Source organism: Staphylococcus pseudoxylosus (assembly GCF_044794325.1).
Classification (GTDB): domain Bacteria; phylum Bacillota; class Bacilli; order Staphylococcales; family Staphylococcaceae; genus Staphylococcus; species Staphylococcus pseudoxylosus.
This window is the reverse complement of sequence record NZ_CP085024.1, coordinates 2,844,984-2,863,853: the sequence shown is the minus strand read 5'-3', so window position 1 is coordinate 2,863,853 and position 18,870 is coordinate 2,844,984. Positions and strand designations below refer to the sequence as shown.

The 18,870-nt window shown below is 29.6% G+C and carries 10 protein-coding genes; 5 read left to right on the top strand and 5 right to left on the bottom strand.

Annotated elements, in window-relative coordinates:
* Positions 1 to 182: 182 nt before the first annotated feature.
* From LG295_RS13600 to LG295_RS13590, 3 genes are all read left to right on the top strand, one after another.
* Positions 183 to 4,559: a non-ribosomal peptide synthetase gene (locus tag LG295_RS13600; protein ID WP_107529927.1), complete on the top strand. Its 4,377-nt coding sequence runs from the start codon at positions 183 to 185 to the stop codon at positions 4,557 to 4,559.
* Between the two features lie 611 nt (positions 4,560 to 5,170).
* Positions 5,171 to 7,087 (top strand): hypothetical protein, encoded by a 1,917-nt coding sequence (locus tag LG295_RS13595; RefSeq protein ID WP_107531975.1) that lies wholly within the window; start codon positions 5,171 to 5,173, stop codon positions 7,085 to 7,087.
* Positions 7,088 to 7,192: 105 nt separating this feature from the next.
* Complete coding sequence (locus LG295_RS13590; RefSeq protein ID WP_107531974.1) at positions 7,193 to 7,711, top strand: hypothetical protein; 519 nt, start codon at positions 7,193 to 7,195, stop codon at positions 7,709 to 7,711.
* Positions 7,712 to 8,127: 416 nt separating this feature from the next.
* On the opposite strand, the gene LG295_RS13585 is transcribed toward LG295_RS13590, so the two are convergent.
* Positions 8,128 to 10,311, bottom strand: coding sequence for a bifunctional glycosyltransferase family 2 protein/CDP-glycerol:glycerophosphate glycerophosphotransferase (locus tag LG295_RS13585; protein ID WP_404476055.1), 2,184 nt, complete (start codon positions 10,309 to 10,311; stop codon positions 8,128 to 8,130).
* Positions 10,312 to 10,412: 101 nt separating this feature from the next.
* A complete protein-coding gene (locus LG295_RS13580) occupies positions 10,413 to 13,601 on the bottom strand; it encodes a CDP-glycerol glycerophosphotransferase family protein (protein ID WP_404476054.1) in 3,189 nt (1,062 codons plus the stop codon).
* A gap of 103 nt (positions 13,602 to 13,704) precedes the next feature.
* Between LG295_RS13580 and LG295_RS13575 the strand changes: the two genes are divergently transcribed.
* Together LG295_RS13575 and LG295_RS13570 are read left to right on the top strand one after the other, a co-directional pair.
* Positions 13,705 to 15,147: a glycosyltransferase family A protein gene (locus tag LG295_RS13575; RefSeq protein ID WP_107558620.1), complete on the top strand. Its 1,443-nt coding sequence runs from the start codon at positions 13,705 to 13,707 to the stop codon at positions 15,145 to 15,147.
* Positions 15,148 to 15,347: 200 nt separating this feature from the next.
* The gene (locus LG295_RS13570) at positions 15,348 to 17,375 is read left to right on the top strand and encodes an acyltransferase family protein (protein ID WP_325999215.1); all 2,028 of its coding nucleotides are present in this window, start codon (positions 15,348 to 15,350) and stop codon (positions 17,373 to 17,375) included.
* Between the two features lie 246 nt (positions 17,376 to 17,621).
* Here the strand turns inward: LG295_RS13570 and LG295_RS13565 are convergent, their stop codons facing one another.
* From LG295_RS13565 to LG295_RS13555, 3 genes are read right to left on the bottom strand one after another with little or no spacing between them, the layout of a single operon-like run.
* The gene (locus LG295_RS13565) at positions 17,622 to 17,825 is read right to left on the bottom strand and encodes a hypothetical protein (RefSeq protein WP_107530658.1); all 204 of its coding nucleotides are present in this window, start codon (positions 17,823 to 17,825) and stop codon (positions 17,622 to 17,624) included.
* Positions 17,826 to 17,858: 33 nt separating this feature from the next.
* Positions 17,859 to 18,233, bottom strand: a complete 375-nt coding sequence (locus LG295_RS13560) for a hypothetical protein (protein WP_107530659.1) — start codon at positions 18,231 to 18,233, stop codon at positions 17,859 to 17,861.
* Positions 18,230 to 18,766, bottom strand: coding sequence for an acyl-CoA thioesterase (locus tag LG295_RS13555; protein ID WP_107530660.1), 537 nt, complete (start codon positions 18,764 to 18,766; stop codon positions 18,230 to 18,232). Before LG295_RS13555 ends, LG295_RS13560 begins: the two co-directional genes overlap by 4 nt.
* Positions 18,767 to 18,870: the final 104 nt, after the last annotated feature.

Genomic DNA, 18,870 nt, shown 5'->3' with positions numbered 1-18,870 from the left:
GTTACTGAAAAGTATTTATGTTTCAGAATCTATTAGTATAAATACTTTTCTGTTTTATTGAACTATACTTATTTAAATATATAATTGTAGTAAAAATTACAAAGAATATCATCATAAAATAATGTGCAAATGTATGTAATTACATGTTATATACATTGATTAAAATTATGGAGGTAAAATTAGTGAGAGAGTTTATATTATCTGAAGCACAACGTGAAATTATTCAGTTAGAAGAATATTATGAAAACACTAGTATTAATAATATAGCAGCAATGGTTACTATTAAAGATAATGTTAAAATAGAAGAAATTGATAAATCACTAAACAATTTAATAAAAAGACATGAGAGTTATAGGATTAAAGTTAGAAAATTGAACTCTGAATATAAACAATATATTGATGAATATAAAAGAAAAGACTTTGAGTATATTGATTTTTATAATAATAAAAAGGGTTATGATGAATGGATTACTACACAGATAAAATCAAATATATTTGCCCTCAATAGCGAACTATTTAAATTTGTAATTTTAACACAGCCTAGTGGAGATATTGGAATATTATTGTTGCAACATCATTTTATTTCAGATGGCTGGAGCATGACTATAGCTGGTAATACATTATGTGAATCATTAATTTACGGAAAAAAAGAAGCGAATTTTGAATATACGTATTTAGATCACGTGGAAGAAGAAATAAATTATAAAAATTCATCTAGATTTGAAAAAGATAAACAATTTTGGCTTGAAAAAGTAGAAAATTTAGAAAATAACGAGTTGTTTGAAAATAAAAGGACTAACAGTGCCCAAGGGCATAGGCTAAATTATAGACTTTCAGACATATACACACATAAAATTATGGAATTTTGTAAAAGTAATCAATTAAGTATTAGCAATTTATTTTCTGCTGCTATGCTAATTCTAAAGTATAAAAAAAATTCAGTAAATAAGAATTCAATTGGATTAATATTACACAATAGAAATACGCAATTTGAAAAGCAAGTGACAGGAGTCTATTCAAGAGTATTACCTATAATAGTGGAAATAGATAAAAAATTATCTATTAATGAATTTTTGAAGTTAATGAAAAAAGAAACATTCAAGTTGTTGAAACATAGAAAATATCCAAATAGTTATATAGTGGAACATAGCAAAAATGTAAAAGGTTTATTAGATTTTGTAGTATCATTTCAAAACACTCAACATAACCCAGATTTTATTAAAAAGGGATACTCAGAAGAATGGTTAGACCCGGGTACAACAAATGTCCCATTAGGTCTAAACATAAGTAATAGAGATGGTGAAGACACCCTTGAAATAGATTATGAGTACCAGCTGGACCTGGTCAGCGAAAATGAAGTTGTAAATTTACACTCGAATATTATAAAAATTTTAAATGTAATTCTAGAAAATCCAGAACAAAAAATTAGTGAAATTGAGACTCTTACAGATGAAGAAAAAACGCTTATTTTACAGGACTTTAATGATACACAAGTAAGTATGGATAACACGAAAACCTTTGTGGAAGTTTTTGAAAACCAAGTAAAAAAAACACCAAATAACAAGGCAGTTACTTACGAAGGTGAAAGCCTTACTTATCAAACATTAAACGCTAAAGCAAATCAAGTCGCGCATCAATTACGACGCAATGGCGTTAAACCAAATAGCTTAGTAGGTGTAATGACAAATCGTAATTTGGAAATGATAGTTGGGATATATGGTGTTTTAAAAGCAGGTGGCGCCTATGTCCCAATTGATCCAGAATATCCGAGTGAGCGTATCAATTATATTTTAAGTGATAGTAAGCCTAATACACTATTAACAGATAGAGCTTTAGGCGCTTCTATTGAATTTAATCAATCGGTTATAAATTTAATGGAAGACAAAAGCACATCAATACAACCGACAAAGAATTTATCGCATGTCACAAGTATATCTGACGTGATGTGTATTATTTATACTTCTGGCACTACAGGTAAACCTAAAGGTGTTAAGATAACTTCTAAAGGTGTTATGAATAATCTTAATAGAAGGATTAAGAGATTTGATATTAGTAGTAAAGATAACATATTATTTAAAATGCCATTTACATTTGACCCGTCAATTTGGGAATTATTTGGATGGGCTATGGTTGGTGCACAAGCCACATTGTTACCTTCGGGTAAAGAAGGTAACTCAGAAGTAATCACATCATTAATTCACACATCTAAAGTATCGATAGTTGTCTTTGTACCTTCTATGTTTAATCCATTTATTCATTATATTCAGTTAACTAAACAAGCGAACTTACTTTCTAGCTTAAGGTATGTCTTAGTTGGAGGCGAAGCAGTGAAGCCAGAGTTAGTTAATCAATTTAATAAATGGATTGGTAAGGTGAATAATACACAATTAATCAACGTTTATGGTCCTACTGAAACTACTATTGATGTGACGAACTTTAGTTTTGAAAATAATGTTATCTATGAAACTATACCTATTGGTCAACCTATTGCGAATACGCAAGCGTATATTATGGATGAAGATAATAATCTCATGGGTATTGGTACTCAAGGAGAGCTTTGTATCGGAGGAGCAGGTGTGACTGATGGTTATTTAAACCGCCCTCAATTAACAAAAGAAAGATTTATTGATAACCCGTTTGGTAAAGGAAAATTATACCGTACAGGTGATTTAGCGAAATGGCAAGAAGATGGCAATATTATATGTTTAGGGCGTATCGATGATCAAGTAAAAATACGTGGTTATCGCATTGAACTTGGTGAAATAGAAAGTGCTTTACGTAAAAATGAAAAAATCAAAGATGTCGCTGTCATTGCTAAATCAATGGGAGAAGGAAATATAGCGCTTTGTGCTTACCTAGTCTCAGAAGAGCAACTAAACTATGAAAATATAAAAAGAGATTTAAGTGAAAGCTTGCCAAATTATATGATTCCAACATATATAACTCAAATTGAAAAAATACCAGTTACAGATAATGGTAAATTAAATAAAAGGCAGCTACCTGAAATTAAGATTGAAAGCAAAGTATATGTTGCACCTAAAGATGATACAGAAGTAATGCTTACCCAAATATTTGAGAAGATATTAGGTATTGAAAAGGTTGGAATGAATGATAATTTCTTTGAAATAGGTGGACATTCACTTAATGCTTTGGGAATTATAAATGAAATAGAATATAGAAGCGGCGTTCGTATACCAGTCACAGTTTTTTTTGAAAAACCAATAGTTACACAATTGGCTAAAATTATAAAGGAAAGTAATGAATACAAGAATATACGAAATATACCAAAAGCTGAAGATAAACTATTTTATTCTATATCTCCGATTCAACAGCATATATATACACTGAATACAATTGCTGGCAAACAAACCACATCATATAATATGCCTGGAGCATTTAAAATAAAAGGTGATTTAGATATTCAACGCATACAGTATGCCTTTCAAACTTTAGTTAATCGGCATGAGGTATTAAGAACTCGTTTTGACAGAATTAATGGAGAAACTGTTCAGATAATCGAAGATGATACACAAATTAGTGTAGACTATGAAGAAAAATCAAAAATTGATTATGATAGTCTTTTACAAGACTTTGTAAAACCGTTTAATTTAAAGGTGGCGCCGTTGTTAAGAGTTAAAATAGTGAAATATGATGAACAGCGTTATATATTATTATTTGATATCCATCATATCATTTCAGATGGAGTCACTATCTATCATATCATTAATGAATTTTCAAAATTATATCGAGGTCATAACATAGAAAACACGAAGTTACAGTATAAAGATTATAGCGAGTGGATTAATAATTATGATTTAACCGACCAACGCAAATTTTGGTTATCACAGTTTGAAGATAAATTACCTATTTTAGATTTACCTTTAGACTATCCAAGACCCAAACAACAAACTTTTGAGGGCAAAACAATTACTGTAAACTTGTCTGATGAAATGAAAAAAGCAATGGATAAACTTGCACAAACAACTGGCAGTACTGACTATACAATATTATTAACATCGCTAATGATATTGATGAGTAAGTATACTAATCAAGAAGATATAGTAATCGGTAGTCCTTTTTCAGGACGTACCTTTAAGGATACGGAAGAGGTGGCGGGTCCGTTTTTTAATAGGCTTGCTTTACGTGGTTATCCAAAAAAAAATAAATCAATAAATCAATTATTAACAGAAATTACTGATTTATCGTTAAAAGCTTTAGATAACCAAGATTATCCTATTGAACAATTAAAAGAAGAAATTATAGAAAAATATAATTTAACTCGTAACACATTACATGATGTAACATTTTCATTTCAAAATATAAATAATCAATTATTGAACATAGATGGTTGGGAAATTGAACGTAAAGAAACTTTCGATACAAACGTTAAATTTGATTTACACATGATAATCGAAGGTGATGAAGTTTACAAAGTGTCTTTAAAATATGCAAGTGAGTTATTTTCTTCATCAACAATCAAACGTATGTTGGATAATTTTATAAATATATTAGATAATGTTATAAAGTATCCAGAACAAAAAATAAGTGAAATAGAGTAAAGGATTAACTAAATAGAACACGTTAGAATTGTGTTTTATATCAATTCTTAAGTAAGTTAAAATGATAAAAGTCCGAGACATAAATTTATGTCTCGGACTTTCTATTTTTATGTTTTTGAATAAAGAACCTCTTTATTGTTGTAAAACTAAATTCGATTTCATTGTCAAACATTTCCTGAAAGCGCTGTTTAATCTTAAATATTTCTGTGATTAATGAGGTAGTTGGACGAAGTTCATTTGATGATTTTGAAGGGTAAATTTTCACATATCACTGTTAACATTTCATTTTACAATAAAAAATGTTTATATTTCTAATATTGTATAAAAATAATTACAAAACCTAAAAATCAATAATTAAAATACGTGTTTTTGTTTAAAATATTAATATTATAACTTTAATTAATATGTTATCATCTAAATATGACTGGTAATAATAATTTATTTGAGAAGATATTAAAAAATACATAAGTTTGTTTTTTGATATTATTTCATTGTACAGGCAGAAATATTATTTTATGACTTCTTGACTATCGATTAAGCATAAAGTGAAGTCATTTAAGTATTATTAAAATACTTTTTAAACAATAACTCGAATGGAAGGATGACATGTAATGAGCAATAACGTTTTAGATATTAGTTCTTTAGAATTAGACCATGTACTTGCAGGAGAAACCGAGATATATATTGTTCCAATCGTTGCACCAGTATTGAGAAAAGGAGATTCTAAAGGGAATGCTGTTGATTCTTTTAAACAAATCTTAGGGTCCTCAAAAATTGTACAATCATTTGATGTGACGATAGATCATAATGATGAAAATGAGCCATTCAAAATATTCGAAGATCGAGAATACTGTATTACAGACTTAACTTCTTTACATAATATTCAAGAGGTTAAACGTCCTGACTGTAATTTTGGTTTAAGACTTTATATGCCTCATAAAAATGAGTCCAAATTGAAAGTTATAAACAATGATATTTTAAAAGAAATCAATATTACTGGCTATGATATTTCTGATTTAAGTAAAGGATTAAACTTTGAAACATTACAACCACTGAAAGACGCGATTATAGAACAAATTAAAAATAAAAACGGAGCTAAGAAAAAATTGTTTAATGAGAAAAAGAATAAACAAGTTATATCTATAAATAAAAACGGAAATTCTTCAGACATACAGTTTTTAAAGAGTAATCTATATCACACACTGGATTCACTTATAGATAAAATATATTTAGATGACGAAAATTTAGAATTTAGAAGTATTGTCGATGACAAAGGTTATAATGAAAACATATTACCTACCTACCGAAAACTTGAACAATTAACAGAAGACGACTTTAATAAAGCAAAAAATGATAAATTAGCAGTTTTAGAAAAAAAGAGAGAAGATATTATAAACAGCATATTCAATCAGCTTGTTAATGATTTGTGGAGCAAAAGCATTGAAGCAGATAAAATGCGTAATTATAAATCTAATGATTCTCAATATCATAAAACATACACACAAATTGAAAGTAAATTACAAGAAGATTTAGGAGTTATTCCAAAAAAAGTTGAAGAGCAAACTAAAAAATTAGAAAAAGAATTTGAAACAAGTAAAAACGAGCGTAGCGAAAAGGCACGCAGAGACATGGAAGAAAGAATAGAAAGAGAAGAAAGACCGATTTTAACAAATCGTATTCGTGAATATGAGAAGACATTATCAGATAAAGCAAAAAATGCTTATAATAATCAAATTAAAGTACTAGATGCCAATGTAAAAAATGACTATGATTTGTATATTACTAAAATTGTCGATGACATCGTTCAACATCATCAAGAGACTATAGCTACTAAAAAGTCGGAACTTCAAAATATTATGGAAAAAGATGTGGAAACATTAGTCCAAAAAAGAAGTGAAGATGTCGACAAACTTAGAGGAGAAATTAGTAAGTTAGAACAAGATTTAATTCATAATGAAGCAACATTTAATGAACGTTTAGATTTAGCAGTGAATCAAAAAGTAACTGATTATGAATTAAAAGATTCACAAATGACAGATGAAATTAATTGGTTAAGAGTAGAATTAGAGAAATCAAAAAGAGAAAGCGCAGATAAAGATGAATCGATTCGTTCTAAAGAAATGGAACTTCAAAATAATAGAAGTCATCTAGATCGATTAAATCAACAACTAGAACAAAGTAATCAAACAAGTTTAAGTATCTCAGCGCGTGCTATGGAAATTAAACAACAGGCTCTAAGTTTTTCAAATAATGATTCAAATCAATCAAATTTCAGTAACGTGGCTGGACCGCAGAACATCGATGTCGGCACCTTATTAGATGATGATGCTGAAAAAGCAAAACGCTATGAACGAAGAAAAAAACCAACGTTCTTTACTTGGTTAGGTGGACTCTTTTTATGTGCCGTGCTAGGTTCAGGTACTTTATTTGGTAGTCATGTAGCCAACAGCCAAGAAAAGCAAGATAATAATACAGAGACGCAAACTCAAGTTCAAAATTCACAAAAAACAGAATTATCAAAAAAATGATGCTGTTTAGAAGCACCTATTGTTAACAAAATAGCAGTCTCAATGGATAAGTGAGCGCTAGCTTAATAACACGGATCAATATTAAACAATACGGGAGTGGAAACAATGAACCAACAAAAACTAGAAGAATTGAACCGGCTGGCAAAGGGCACAGTAAAAGAGAAAAAAATTGCACTTACATTTGGTTATCAACCAATCATCGAAGCATTAAAAAAGGATGACAATAAAGAAGTTTCAGATTTTGCACAAACGATGGATGCAAACAGAGATTTGAAATTATACAAAAATAACCTCTACTATAGACGTTCCAAAGAACAATTTCAAAAAGATTTGAAACAAGCAACGCAATATATGTATGCTACACTAATATTAATCGGTATCGCTATAGTATCTATACTTATTGCGGTGATTATCTTTTTTGTTAATCCAACTGCGAATGTGTCATTATTTATCACAATTACAGTGTTAGCGATATTAGGGTCACTTGTCACGGTGTTACTTTCCAAGCGAATTGGGGTTTCCTATAATAATAGTAAGCAATCATTGGCAAGGTCCAAATATTTACTCAATATTTCACAGTCTAATTCACAATCACTACAAGCACAAATCAATAATAATGAATAAGACCGATTTAAAATTTAGAAAGATATAAGTTTGTTTTCAACGCTACACTTAGAATTACTGACGAGTACTAGCTACAATGATTTGTCTAGCTATTTAAATTAATTTAATCAAAAGATGTTAGAAATTTACTAATAAGAAAAGATCCGAGACATCGATAAATGTCTCGGATCTTTTAATTATATAGGTAATAGATTCTGGAATGAAAAGGTAAAGTGACATTACCTATATTTATTAAATAATACTACTCTAAATGTTTCTATAGTTAGATACACCTTATTAAAAAATTACCCGTTTTTATCATAATTTTCGTTTAATATAACCACCATCAAATTTAAAAAGTGATTTCCTGTTATACAGCAAGCTTTAAACCCAATATTTCACTAACTTCTATTTCTACTATTGCCAGCTTATAAAATTTAATTGCCTGTATTCTGTATTCTATTTGCAATTAAATCTCCGAGGTATTGCGATGCTTTACCATTCTCAATTGAACAGAAACGATTATAAAATTGATTGATTTTTGGCTGATACTGTTGCTCAATTTGTTGAACGTTTTCCAATCCTTCAATTAAATCTTCTGTATTTGTATAAATAGGGCCTGGTAAGTCATTCAGATAATCAAAGTAAAAACCTCTCAAGTCAGTACTGTATTTCTCCATATCATAGGCATAGAAAATCTGAGGACGCTTTAATATACCAAAATCAAACATGACCGAAGAATAATCTGTGATTAAGCAATCGGAAATCAGATATAATTCCGAAATATCGTCATACTTTGAAACATCAATCGCAAAATTTGTATATTGGCTAAGGTCTAGCTCATTAGAAATTAAATAATGCATTCGGAATAAAACTACATATGTGTCCTCTAAGCGATTTCGAAGTTGATTGATATCTAGTTTTAAATTAGAAATATATTTATTTTCTATACTGTATTCATCATCTCTCCAAGTTGGTGCGTATAAAATCACTTTTTTATCGGAAGGGATTCCTAATTTATCTTTAATTTTACGATGTAGTTCTTGATCATGTTGATGGTTGATGAGTAAATCGTTTCTAGGATAACCAATTTCCAAAATTTGATTACGTGCCATCCAAAAAGCTGATTGAAATATAGTAGTAGAATAAGCATTCGGTGATACTAAATAATCCCAACGCCGTGTAGACTCATAAAAATATTGCTTATATGCGGCAGTTGTTGTATTAGGCATGCGAACTACTGTCATATCATTTGCTAGAAATTTTAAAGGTGTGCCATGCCAGACTTGAATATAGAGTTGATTACTTTTCTTTTTAATAAATAATGGTAATCGTGCATTAGAAACCCAAACGTGCGCTTTTTTATAAATATCGTAGTATTCAGCACTTTGTTTTTGTATAGGCTTAACACCCTCTGGTACAGCTATGTTTTCAGTATCTCTAAACACCCAATAATAATGAAAGTTTGGGTAGTGTGCTTTCATATACTCATAAATATATTTAGGGCTATCATTATAACTACTACCACCGAACGACTCGAACACTACAGTTTGATGTGACACATCAGAATTTTTATTAAACAAGACATACTTAGCATAATGTTTATTCGGTTTATTCAGCAAAATTGCTTTATAAAAGCGTAAACGATACCTTTTGTAATTAAGTTTGATGGCAAGTTGCGTAAAACCAAATTGAATAAATCCTAATTCTAAATTAAATAAAGGCGATTCTGATTTTAATGCTGGTTTGATCATCGGTATGATATCAGCTAACATTTTGCTAGCGAATTGATATTGAACTGCATTATTTTGATTATTTGGTTCAAACCAAAAATGCAGTTTGTCTACCATGTGCTGTATTATAAATTTTTTTAATGATTTTTTATTATTGAGCCTATTAACACGTTGAATAGCATCTTTAAAGGCGTCTATATAGTCTGGAAATATAGATTCAAACGGTTGGGCTCTCAACTTTTCAGTTTTAAAAGGATCGTAAATCTCCCCACAAAAGTAAAAGGGTATGCCTTCAATTTGAACAAATGTTTCTGCATAATTGTTATATTCTAAAATGAATGACCAATCAGCGTAAATATTTAGCTTTTCATTAAGCTTTATATGATGACTTTGTACAATGCTCGTTTTGAATATAATATTACTGATTGAATCTTGTTTTAGTAAGGAGTCTGGATGTTTATCAATCTGCTTGTAATGAACAGTTAGATCTTCATCAAGATAAGAATTAGGTATATTTAATGAAAATTCTTGTATTTTCGAAATAACTGCATCTTGCTGTTTGAGATACTTTAAGTATACTTCAATGGTATAAGGCGTGATGATATCATCAGCATCTAAAAACATAAAATAGGGTGTTTCAACATGAGCAATTCCTTTATTTCTTGCATAGGCATGACCATGATTTTTATCTAACTTAATATATTTAGGCTGCTTTGAATAATTTTCTAGTGTTTCAAATAAGTACTTTTCAGATAGATCTTGTGCACCATCATTAACTAATATTAATTCAAAGTGTTGGTTTGTCTGATTAATAAGGCTTTCTAGGCATTGTTTGAGGTGTGCTTCGTTGTTATAAAAAGGTAAGATGATTGTAAGCTGATTATACATATGTAAACCTCCGTCATGCTGTTTTATAAAATATATTAGAGGGAGTAGAACAGAAACACTGCTTATAGAATATGTTTTCTGTGCTACTCCATTATATGTTTTTAAAAGAAGCGTTGAACTATACTTTTAGCAGCAGTGCCAGTTTCAAAAGTACAGAAACGATTATAAAATGCATCATATTTATCTTTATAAGTTTCTTGAACTTGATTGATTTTTTCTATTGATTGAATTAAGTCTTCGTTTGTTTTTAAAAGTGGTCCAGGTGCTTGATTTTCAAAATCAAAATAGAATCCTCTAAGACTGTTTTTATAGTGTTCAAGATCATAAGTGAAGAACAATAATGGTTTTTTCGTATTAGCGTAATCAAACATAACTGACGAATAGTCAGTAATACAGATATCAGCAATGAGGTATAAATCACTAATTTCATTATAATCACTGCCATTAATCACAAAATTATCTAGACTACTGTCTAACTGTAGCGCATTACTGATAATAATATGTGGACGTAAAATTAAGATATAATCGTCACTTAAGCGTTTTTGCATTTCATATAAATCTATTTGCAGATTAATGATATGCTTTTTGGCTTTTGTAAGTTCATCGTCACGGAATGTCGGAGCATATAAAATTATTTTACGGTCATCATGAATACCTAATTTTTGCTTAATATGAATGCTTTCATTTTCTAATATAGCTTCATCTTGATAAAATACGTCATTTCTTGGGTACCCAACCTCTAGTATCTCTTTATGAAAATCAAAAGCAGATTTAAAGCATTCTGTCGCATAAGGACTTGGTGATACAAGATAGTCCCAATATTTTATTGCATGATTAATGCGATTTTTATATCCATCATCGCGACCTGCAAAAGTTTCTATATCATTCAACATTTTTTTGAGTGGAGTTCCATGCCAAGTTTGAATATAAAGTGTATCTTTCGGCTTATTAATATAGTAAGGGAAATTTTGATTGTTAATCCAATACTTAGCGCGTGATAAATAGTGATAATATTCTGGTGATAAACGTTTTATTGATTTAACGTTCGCATCATTAAATGGGTATTGTGTGTTGCTAACCCATACAATTTGATATTGGTCGCTGTGTTGTTTTAAAGCCTCATAAATCACCTTCGGACTGTCGCTAACTGATTTACCAACATTACTTTCGAATACTACTAAATCTTTCTTAACAGGAACCATTTTAGATACTGCACTATTATACTTATCCATAACTTTAAAATAACGCTTATCTCTTCTAAAACGTTTAAATAAATGTTGAGATAAAATATCGTATTTCAACTTACTTTTAAATTGATTTTTTGTTTTAAATTGAGTAACTTCTGTGTAGATGCGTGCACTATTATGACGGTCATTGAAGTTATTGAAACGTTGCGCTTTTATGTTAACGCTTTCATCTATTGTATAGTCATTTGCTATTATTCTAGTAAGTTGTGCCTCTAAATCGTTTTGATTATTTACGATTAATCCAGGTAGTTCTTCCTCAACATTAATGTGGGACGGTTCTTTTCCTAAAAAGTGATCTTTATCAAATTGATAATAAATTACAGGTTTACCTAAAAAACTAAAATCAAAGGCAACACTTGAATAATCTGTAATCATCAATTTACTTTCTTGAATAAGTTGTTGAACGTTTACATCGCCTTGCTTAATGCTTGTAACATGCTGTGGTACATCAAATAAATCAATAAATGGTTGCATGTTAGGGTGTAAGCAAAAAATGACTTTTGTGCCTTGTTCCGCAATTTTTTTGACTTTATCACTATTAATTAAAGTATTCATACGCTCTAGGTATTCAGAGGATTCTAATTGTTCATAGTTAGTTAACCAATCTCTCCATGTAGGCATAATTAAAATTTGATTTTTTGTCTGAATATCTTTATTGAACAATTCGTCAAATCTAGCTAATCCTGTAACTTTAACTTGTGCTTCATCAAAATTTAGATCTCTAACTACAATTTCTTTTTCGCGCTCTGAACTTGTTATAAAGACATCTACATTGAAGTCTTTTAATTGATTACCATTAATCTGAGTTAAATTTTTAGTGCCTAAGACACCATGTTGTAAAAACACTCTAGTGGCAGTGATTTTTCTTGTATAGGCTGCGCTATTGGTTGGGAACAATAATTCTGGATGATGTGTTGAACAAATATAATCTGCTTGCAACATTATCGAAAAATGTTCAGGAGATTGATAGTAAATGACATTACCAAACGGTAATACATTTTTTGCTTCATTTGAGTGTTCATCAATAATGTAATAAACAGGTAATTCTGGATGATACGTTCTCATATATTTAAAGAAATGATATCCATTATCTTGAGCTTTATAAGATTTTTCTCCGATAATCCAAACTTTATTTTTTGATTTTACTGATAGGTTCTTTAATGAAGGTGTTTTCAGACTTTGAAGATAAGTCAGGTAACTTTCAATGCTATAGCGATTTATGCGAAAAGATAAGTTCCGACCTTTCATTGTGAAATAGGGTGTGATAGAAACAATTTCCTCTTTATAATCTGTAATAATTTCCCCTTTAAGGAACCGTTCTGTAAAAATTCTAGGATTACCAAGTTTGGTTAGAAGTGGTTCAGCTGATTCTTGTACATCAACTTTCAAATAAATATCTATAACATCTTCTGTTTCAAAAGGATATTTCATAAAGTCGATCAATTCATTATAAATGTCTACTGAAAATTTAAAATTAGTAGTATCTGTCCGCTTATTCTCACTTTTCAAAGTGATTGGCAAAGGTATTTCAGTTTCGCGTTCCGTAAAGCGCGTGCGTATTACAATATTTGATTTTTGTACAATGGCATTTAATGTTGAAAATTCTCCTGTAATATAAGCTTCGCTATTGTTAAATTTAAGCGCATCAATATGTCGTCTTGAAAAGAATACTTTTTGTGGTACATAACTTTCCATAGAAAGATGTAAAAAACCATTTTTGGTGATATACGGATGAATAACATCTGAGCCATCCGAAATCTCTGATAAATTAAAAACAGAAGATTGCTCATCTGTTACCTTAATATTTTTTTGAGTCGTAATAATTGCATCGGATTCTTCCATAATTAAAAAAATTTTACTTCTATTATACGATTTAAACGCTTTCAAAATTTCGTTTAAATCAATTTCAAAATTACAAAATTCATCTACTGGATTATACGAAATAGAATGAAATTCATTTTTAACATATAATTTTCCAATACTATTATTTTGTTGATTGAAAGAAATATAGAGCATAGAACCTTCTTGATTAATATGTCGCAAGTTACTGGCCTCCAATAAATTTAATAAGTTGTAACAATTATAACGTATAAATTGTTATAATAATATTTAAATTAACATAATGTATTAATATAACTATGAAAAGGTGATTATAATCAAAGATAAAAAGATTATTTTTTCTATTGTTATTACTACTTTTAATAATAAAAATACAATAGAAAAAACTTTGGACTCAGTAATGGAACAAAGTTTAGACGCAGATTTATATGAAATAGTTATTGTTGATGATTGTTCAAACGACGGTACATGGGAAATATTGCAACGATATAAAAATTTTAATATTAAAAAGTATAGATTAGCCCAAAACAGTGGCGGACCATCTATACCTAGAAATACTGGTATTAAACATAGTATCGGTGAGTATTTATACTTTTTGGATGGTGATGATTGGTTAGAACAGAATATTTTGGAAACGATTTCAATAAATAAAAAATGGCATAAGAGCGACTTAATTATTTCAAAAGTCATTAAGCATACAGAGAAAAATCAATCTGTTCATGCGAGATTTATGACAGCTAAGACATACATTAATGAGCAAAGTTATAAAATTCCCTATTTATATTATTATTTAGGACCTGGTGGAAAGTTTATTAAGCGTAAGTTAATTGAAAAACATGATATACAATTTCCAATAAATTTACATTTTGGAGAAGATAAATTATTTTTTGTGAGAGTATATGAAAAAGCGCAAAAAGTTACAACTACAACGTGTATTGGAGTGCATATTAATCGCTACTCAGATAATATTTCGATTGTTAGAAGAACTCATTTTATTAAAAAGAGAGAAAGTGATCTAACTATATTTGAATATATATTGAATATGAAAGACAAAAAACGTAGAGATAAGTTGTTATTGCGAAATTTAGAATATGATTTATTAACAAGTTGTAGTTCTCATATCTTTTTAGATTCACCAAAAGCAACTAAGATAAATATTTTTGAAATGATTAAAACAGCATTTGAAAATGTATATGTCAAAAAACATATTGTGCCACAAATTGATGCTAAGTTTAATTCTGCTGTAGCAGCGATTTATGACAATGATTTTAATAAATTTGAAGCGTATTTTGAATGGTTGAAAAGGGGCCATAAATTTTTAGAAAAAATAGCTGCTAACCATTATGAATCAAAAGCTATTGATGGCTATGATTTTAGAATAACACCCCCATTTGCAAACCTAAAAAATTTACAAGTAATGGAAAAAGCTATGTACCTTCAAATAGAAGTTAATAATTTGAAAGATAACAGAATAAAAGAAATTCAATTAGAAAGTCGTACGGATTATAAACAAAATATAACTTACGAAGACATGTCATTGAAAGATAGTTTTTTTACAATCATGTTAAATCAACATCTATTGGAGACACTGGCTACAGGTGTTTATAACATTATAATTGTTTATGATGATTATAAAGCAATAAATATTAAATACGGATTTACTAAGAAAATAAAAATATCTTCAACAACAGCTACTATTTATCCAACTATCAATGGTAATTTAGCGCTTAAAATTCGACGAAATGAATGATGTGAAGTAGCTATGTGTAGTGGTATTTCTGTTGAAAATAGTTATGTGATTTTTAATATTTGTGTCATGTGATTTGATTGAAGCGTAGACAGAGGGGAGACAGAAAAAAGTTTGTCAAGCTTCTGTCACGCGCTTATATGTTTTCTATCATCAAACAAGTCGTAAGAAGTAATGAGTTATATTTTATTAAGGGGATTAAAATGAATCAAAATAAAAATTTAATTGATATTGAACGCAAATTTCGTCCTGAAATTGAAGGACTAAGAATAGTAGCAGCACTACTTGTCGCTATTTATCATATATGGTTTGGAAGAGTGTCGGGAGGCGTGGATGTCTTCTTTGTAATATCAGGTTTTTTAATTACAACATCTATTATCTCAACTATAAATAAAACTGGAGAATATAAGTTTTGGCCATACATATCTAAATTATTGAAGCGTCTCTTACCATCGGCATTGTTTATAGTTTTGGTGACATTGGTGTTAAGTTTCTTCTTCTTACCGCTTACGATTTTAACGAAAACGATTAAAGAGGCACTAGCTTCTATATTTTATTATCAAAATTGGCAACTTGCTTTTAGTAGTACAGATTACTTAGATGCTAACCAAATGAAGAGTCCACTTGAACATTTTTGGGCCATGTCTATCCAAGGTCAATTTTATCTTATTTGGTTTGTATTATTTACATTTGTTTTATATTTAGTACGTAGATACGCACTATCGAATGGCAAAAAACTTGTTAACTTTTTACTAACAACCATATTGATAGTGTCATTTATTTATTCTATATACCTTACCCAAGTAAATCAGCCTTTTGCATATTTTATTACATTTACAAGGGTATGGGAATTTGCTTTAGGTGGTTTATTATGTGTTAATTTAGGACGAATCAAAATCAATCGTTTAGTAGCTACGATTATTGGATGGGTTGGTTTAGTAGGATTGATATTAACAGGTGCTTTATTCGATGTGTCTAAACTATTCCCAGGCTATATTGCCTTATGGCCAATGACATGTGCATTGCTTATCGTTCTTTCAGGTAATGTGAATACAAAATATGGTGTAAAAAGATTTTTAGCATTACCTATTATGACCAAACTAGGTGGCATATCCTTTGGTATTTATTTATGGCACTGGGTATTACTTTCTTTCTATAAGTTTAAAATTGCAGAAGAGCCAGGACTAATATCTGGTATTATGATTATTTTATTATCCATTGGTTTATCTTTCTTTATGACGAGATTTATTGAAGCACCTATTAGAAAGGGTGAAAATAATAAAAAAGCTTTTTCAAAGTTAGGTAAAGTGTTATTAGTCAATTTAATTTTAATTGTGTCATTATTTGTGATGGGTGTAGTGAAAAACAGTGGCTCTGATAAGGAAATAAGTCATAAAGACTATCCGGGTGTAGATGCAGTGGCCAAAAGTGGAGAAATTGAAGAGCAAACACCTATGCCAAATTTTGCAAAAGTGTTTGATGATTTACCTGAATCTCATCTCGATAATAGTAATCAAAACCTTAAAGAAACAGATGTAAAAGTAGGTGAATATGGTAAAACAGAGAATTATAAAGCTACAATTGCTCTAGTTGGAAGTTCTCACTCTGAGCATTGGCTTGGTGGATTTATTAAAGCTGCAGATAAAAATGGTTATAGAATATTGAATATTACGCGTTCTGGAACACGTTTTTCTACTGGTTATGAAGATGATAGCCCTAAAGGAAAATGGGTTGAAAATGTTAACAACTATTTACAGCACCATAAAGATATAGACTTAGTTGTTTCACATGCAACTTCTGCTGCTAGTGATAGTAAATGGATTCAAAATCAAATGATCAATCAACTGAATATTGTAAAAGATGAGTATGGTATGGATGTTCTTGCTATAAGAGATATTCCAACTTATGATTTTAGTGTTCCTGAAGAATTTGAAAAATTTGGTGAAGAGAAGACAATCAAAAAAATGAATGACTTTGAAAGCCAAAAAGACACATCATATTGGAAAGATTTTGCTAAAAATGATGAGAGACTATATAAATTTGACCCTACTGAATTTTTTAAAGTAGACAATCAATATACACCAGTAATTGGAAATATTAACGTTTATAGAGATATGGATCATATGACAAATACTTATTCGGAGTCTTTCGGCAATGTACTGGCCGAAAAATTAAAATATATTATTGAAAACAAAGAAGAAAATAAAGAAGTAAACTTAAATAATATATAAAATATTTGATTATGGTAAATACTGTCAATATAACGTTTATGGCCGAGACATCAAAATGATGTCTCGGCCATTTTAATCTATGTCAATGCTTACATTATCCAACGATTTATCATATTGAAATCAAGAATCAAAACGCTAGGATAAGGGAAACGGCGTTTTGGTGTTTGATTTTAATTACTATTGATGATTTACGGGGTAGGAAGTGATGTTGTGTTATCGGTATAATGATATTAAGCATGTTTTATACTAACAACTATGATTTACTAAATTATTGGCTTTTATAAAATAATTTGCTTTATATGATTCTGTTAATAGTTGGCCATCATTGGAAACGTAAGCATAGTTTTCATCTAAAGTTGTAACATCTGTTGGAAATAACCAATATAGTGTACCTACTGTAAAGGATTGGTTATTTTTGACGCATACATATCTACATTCGGATATGCTCATAAAGTACACCTCATTTTTAAAAGCTTGTTCTAATTATTTAATAATCGTATTGTGGAATACGAAGCTAGGTTCAGCCCCTAAAATAATGAGAAATACTTGTGAATAAGCTATATCTTGAAAATTTTGTATCATGCCACAGAAATCATTAAATGCTTCATTATTTTTTACTTTTTCAACTTCTTGTTCATATAAACTTAAAACAGAATCCCTAATTAAAGTGGGTCTATTTTCCTCAATAACATATGCGTCTTCTGAAAACATAAGTAGCCCTAAATATTTATAATGTATACTCAGTTGTCTAGTTAAACTGGCAATATATTCTAATTTTAAGTAGAGTTCGGGTGAATGAACTTGTAATTGAGACAGATTCGTTTTAATTTGTTGTAGTTTTTCCATTTCGCTTATCATTTATTTACAACCTCCAATGACCATGGCTTAACTGTATTAAGTGACTGAATAAGGTGTTTACTTTGTTGACGTCTGTTCTTTCGCATGTTTGCTCTATCTTCTCCATGCATATACAATAATTTTTCTTCATGTGTCTGAGGTGTGATATTTGCTACTTTGATCGGTTTTTTGTGTTCGTTTAGAGCAACAAATGTTAAAAAGGCAACTGCAGCTATTTTTCGTTCAGCAGTTATCATATCTTCTGCAATTACTTTACAAAATATTTCCATTGATTTTTCACCTGTGTAAGCTACATAAGATTCAATGCAAACAGAGTCTAATTGGGTAATTGGATGTAAAAATTCTATAGAATCAGTGGATGCAGTCACACATTCTTTAACCCGAGCATGTCTTCGTGCTGATAAAGTAGCGTTATTATCAATTTTTTTCATTAATACGCCACCAAATAAGGTATTATAATTGTTTAAATCATTAATTAATACTTGATCAGTACTAATGATTTTACTGTCGTTCGGATACTTATAATTTTCCATAACTTAGCTCCCATTTCTATTATTTATTACACATTAAATTATAGGAGGAGCAGTTATAACTATAAAATATCTATAATTTATAAAGGTATAAAATTTACAAATGC

What these genes read in the sequence shown, in the direction of transcription:
- LG295_RS13595 (WP_107531975.1), top strand. Translation starts at nt 5,171, where the DNA reads ATGAGCAATAACGTTTTAGATATTAGTTCTTTAGAATTAGACCATGTA.
- LG295_RS13590 (WP_107531974.1), top strand. Translation starts at nt 7,193, where the DNA reads ATGAACCAACAAAAACTAGAAGAATTGAACCGGCTGGCAAAGGGCACA.
- LG295_RS13585 (WP_404476055.1), bottom strand. Translation starts at nt 10,311, where the DNA reads ATGTATAATCAGCTTACAATCATCTTACCTTTTTATAACAACGAAGCA.
- LG295_RS13570 (WP_325999215.1), top strand. Translation starts at nt 15,348, where the DNA reads ATGAATCAAAATAAAAATTTAATTGATATTGAACGCAAATTTCGTCCT.
- LG295_RS13565 (WP_107530658.1), bottom strand. Translation starts at nt 17,825, where the DNA reads ATGAGCATATCCGAATGTAGATATGTATGCGTCAAAAATAACCAATCC.
- LG295_RS13560 (WP_107530659.1), bottom strand. Translation starts at nt 18,233, where the DNA reads ATGATAAGCGAAATGGAAAAACTACAACAAATTAAAACGAATCTGTCT.
- LG295_RS13555 (WP_107530660.1), bottom strand. Translation starts at nt 18,766, where the DNA reads ATGGAAAATTATAAGTATCCGAACGACAGTAAAATCATTAGTACTGAT.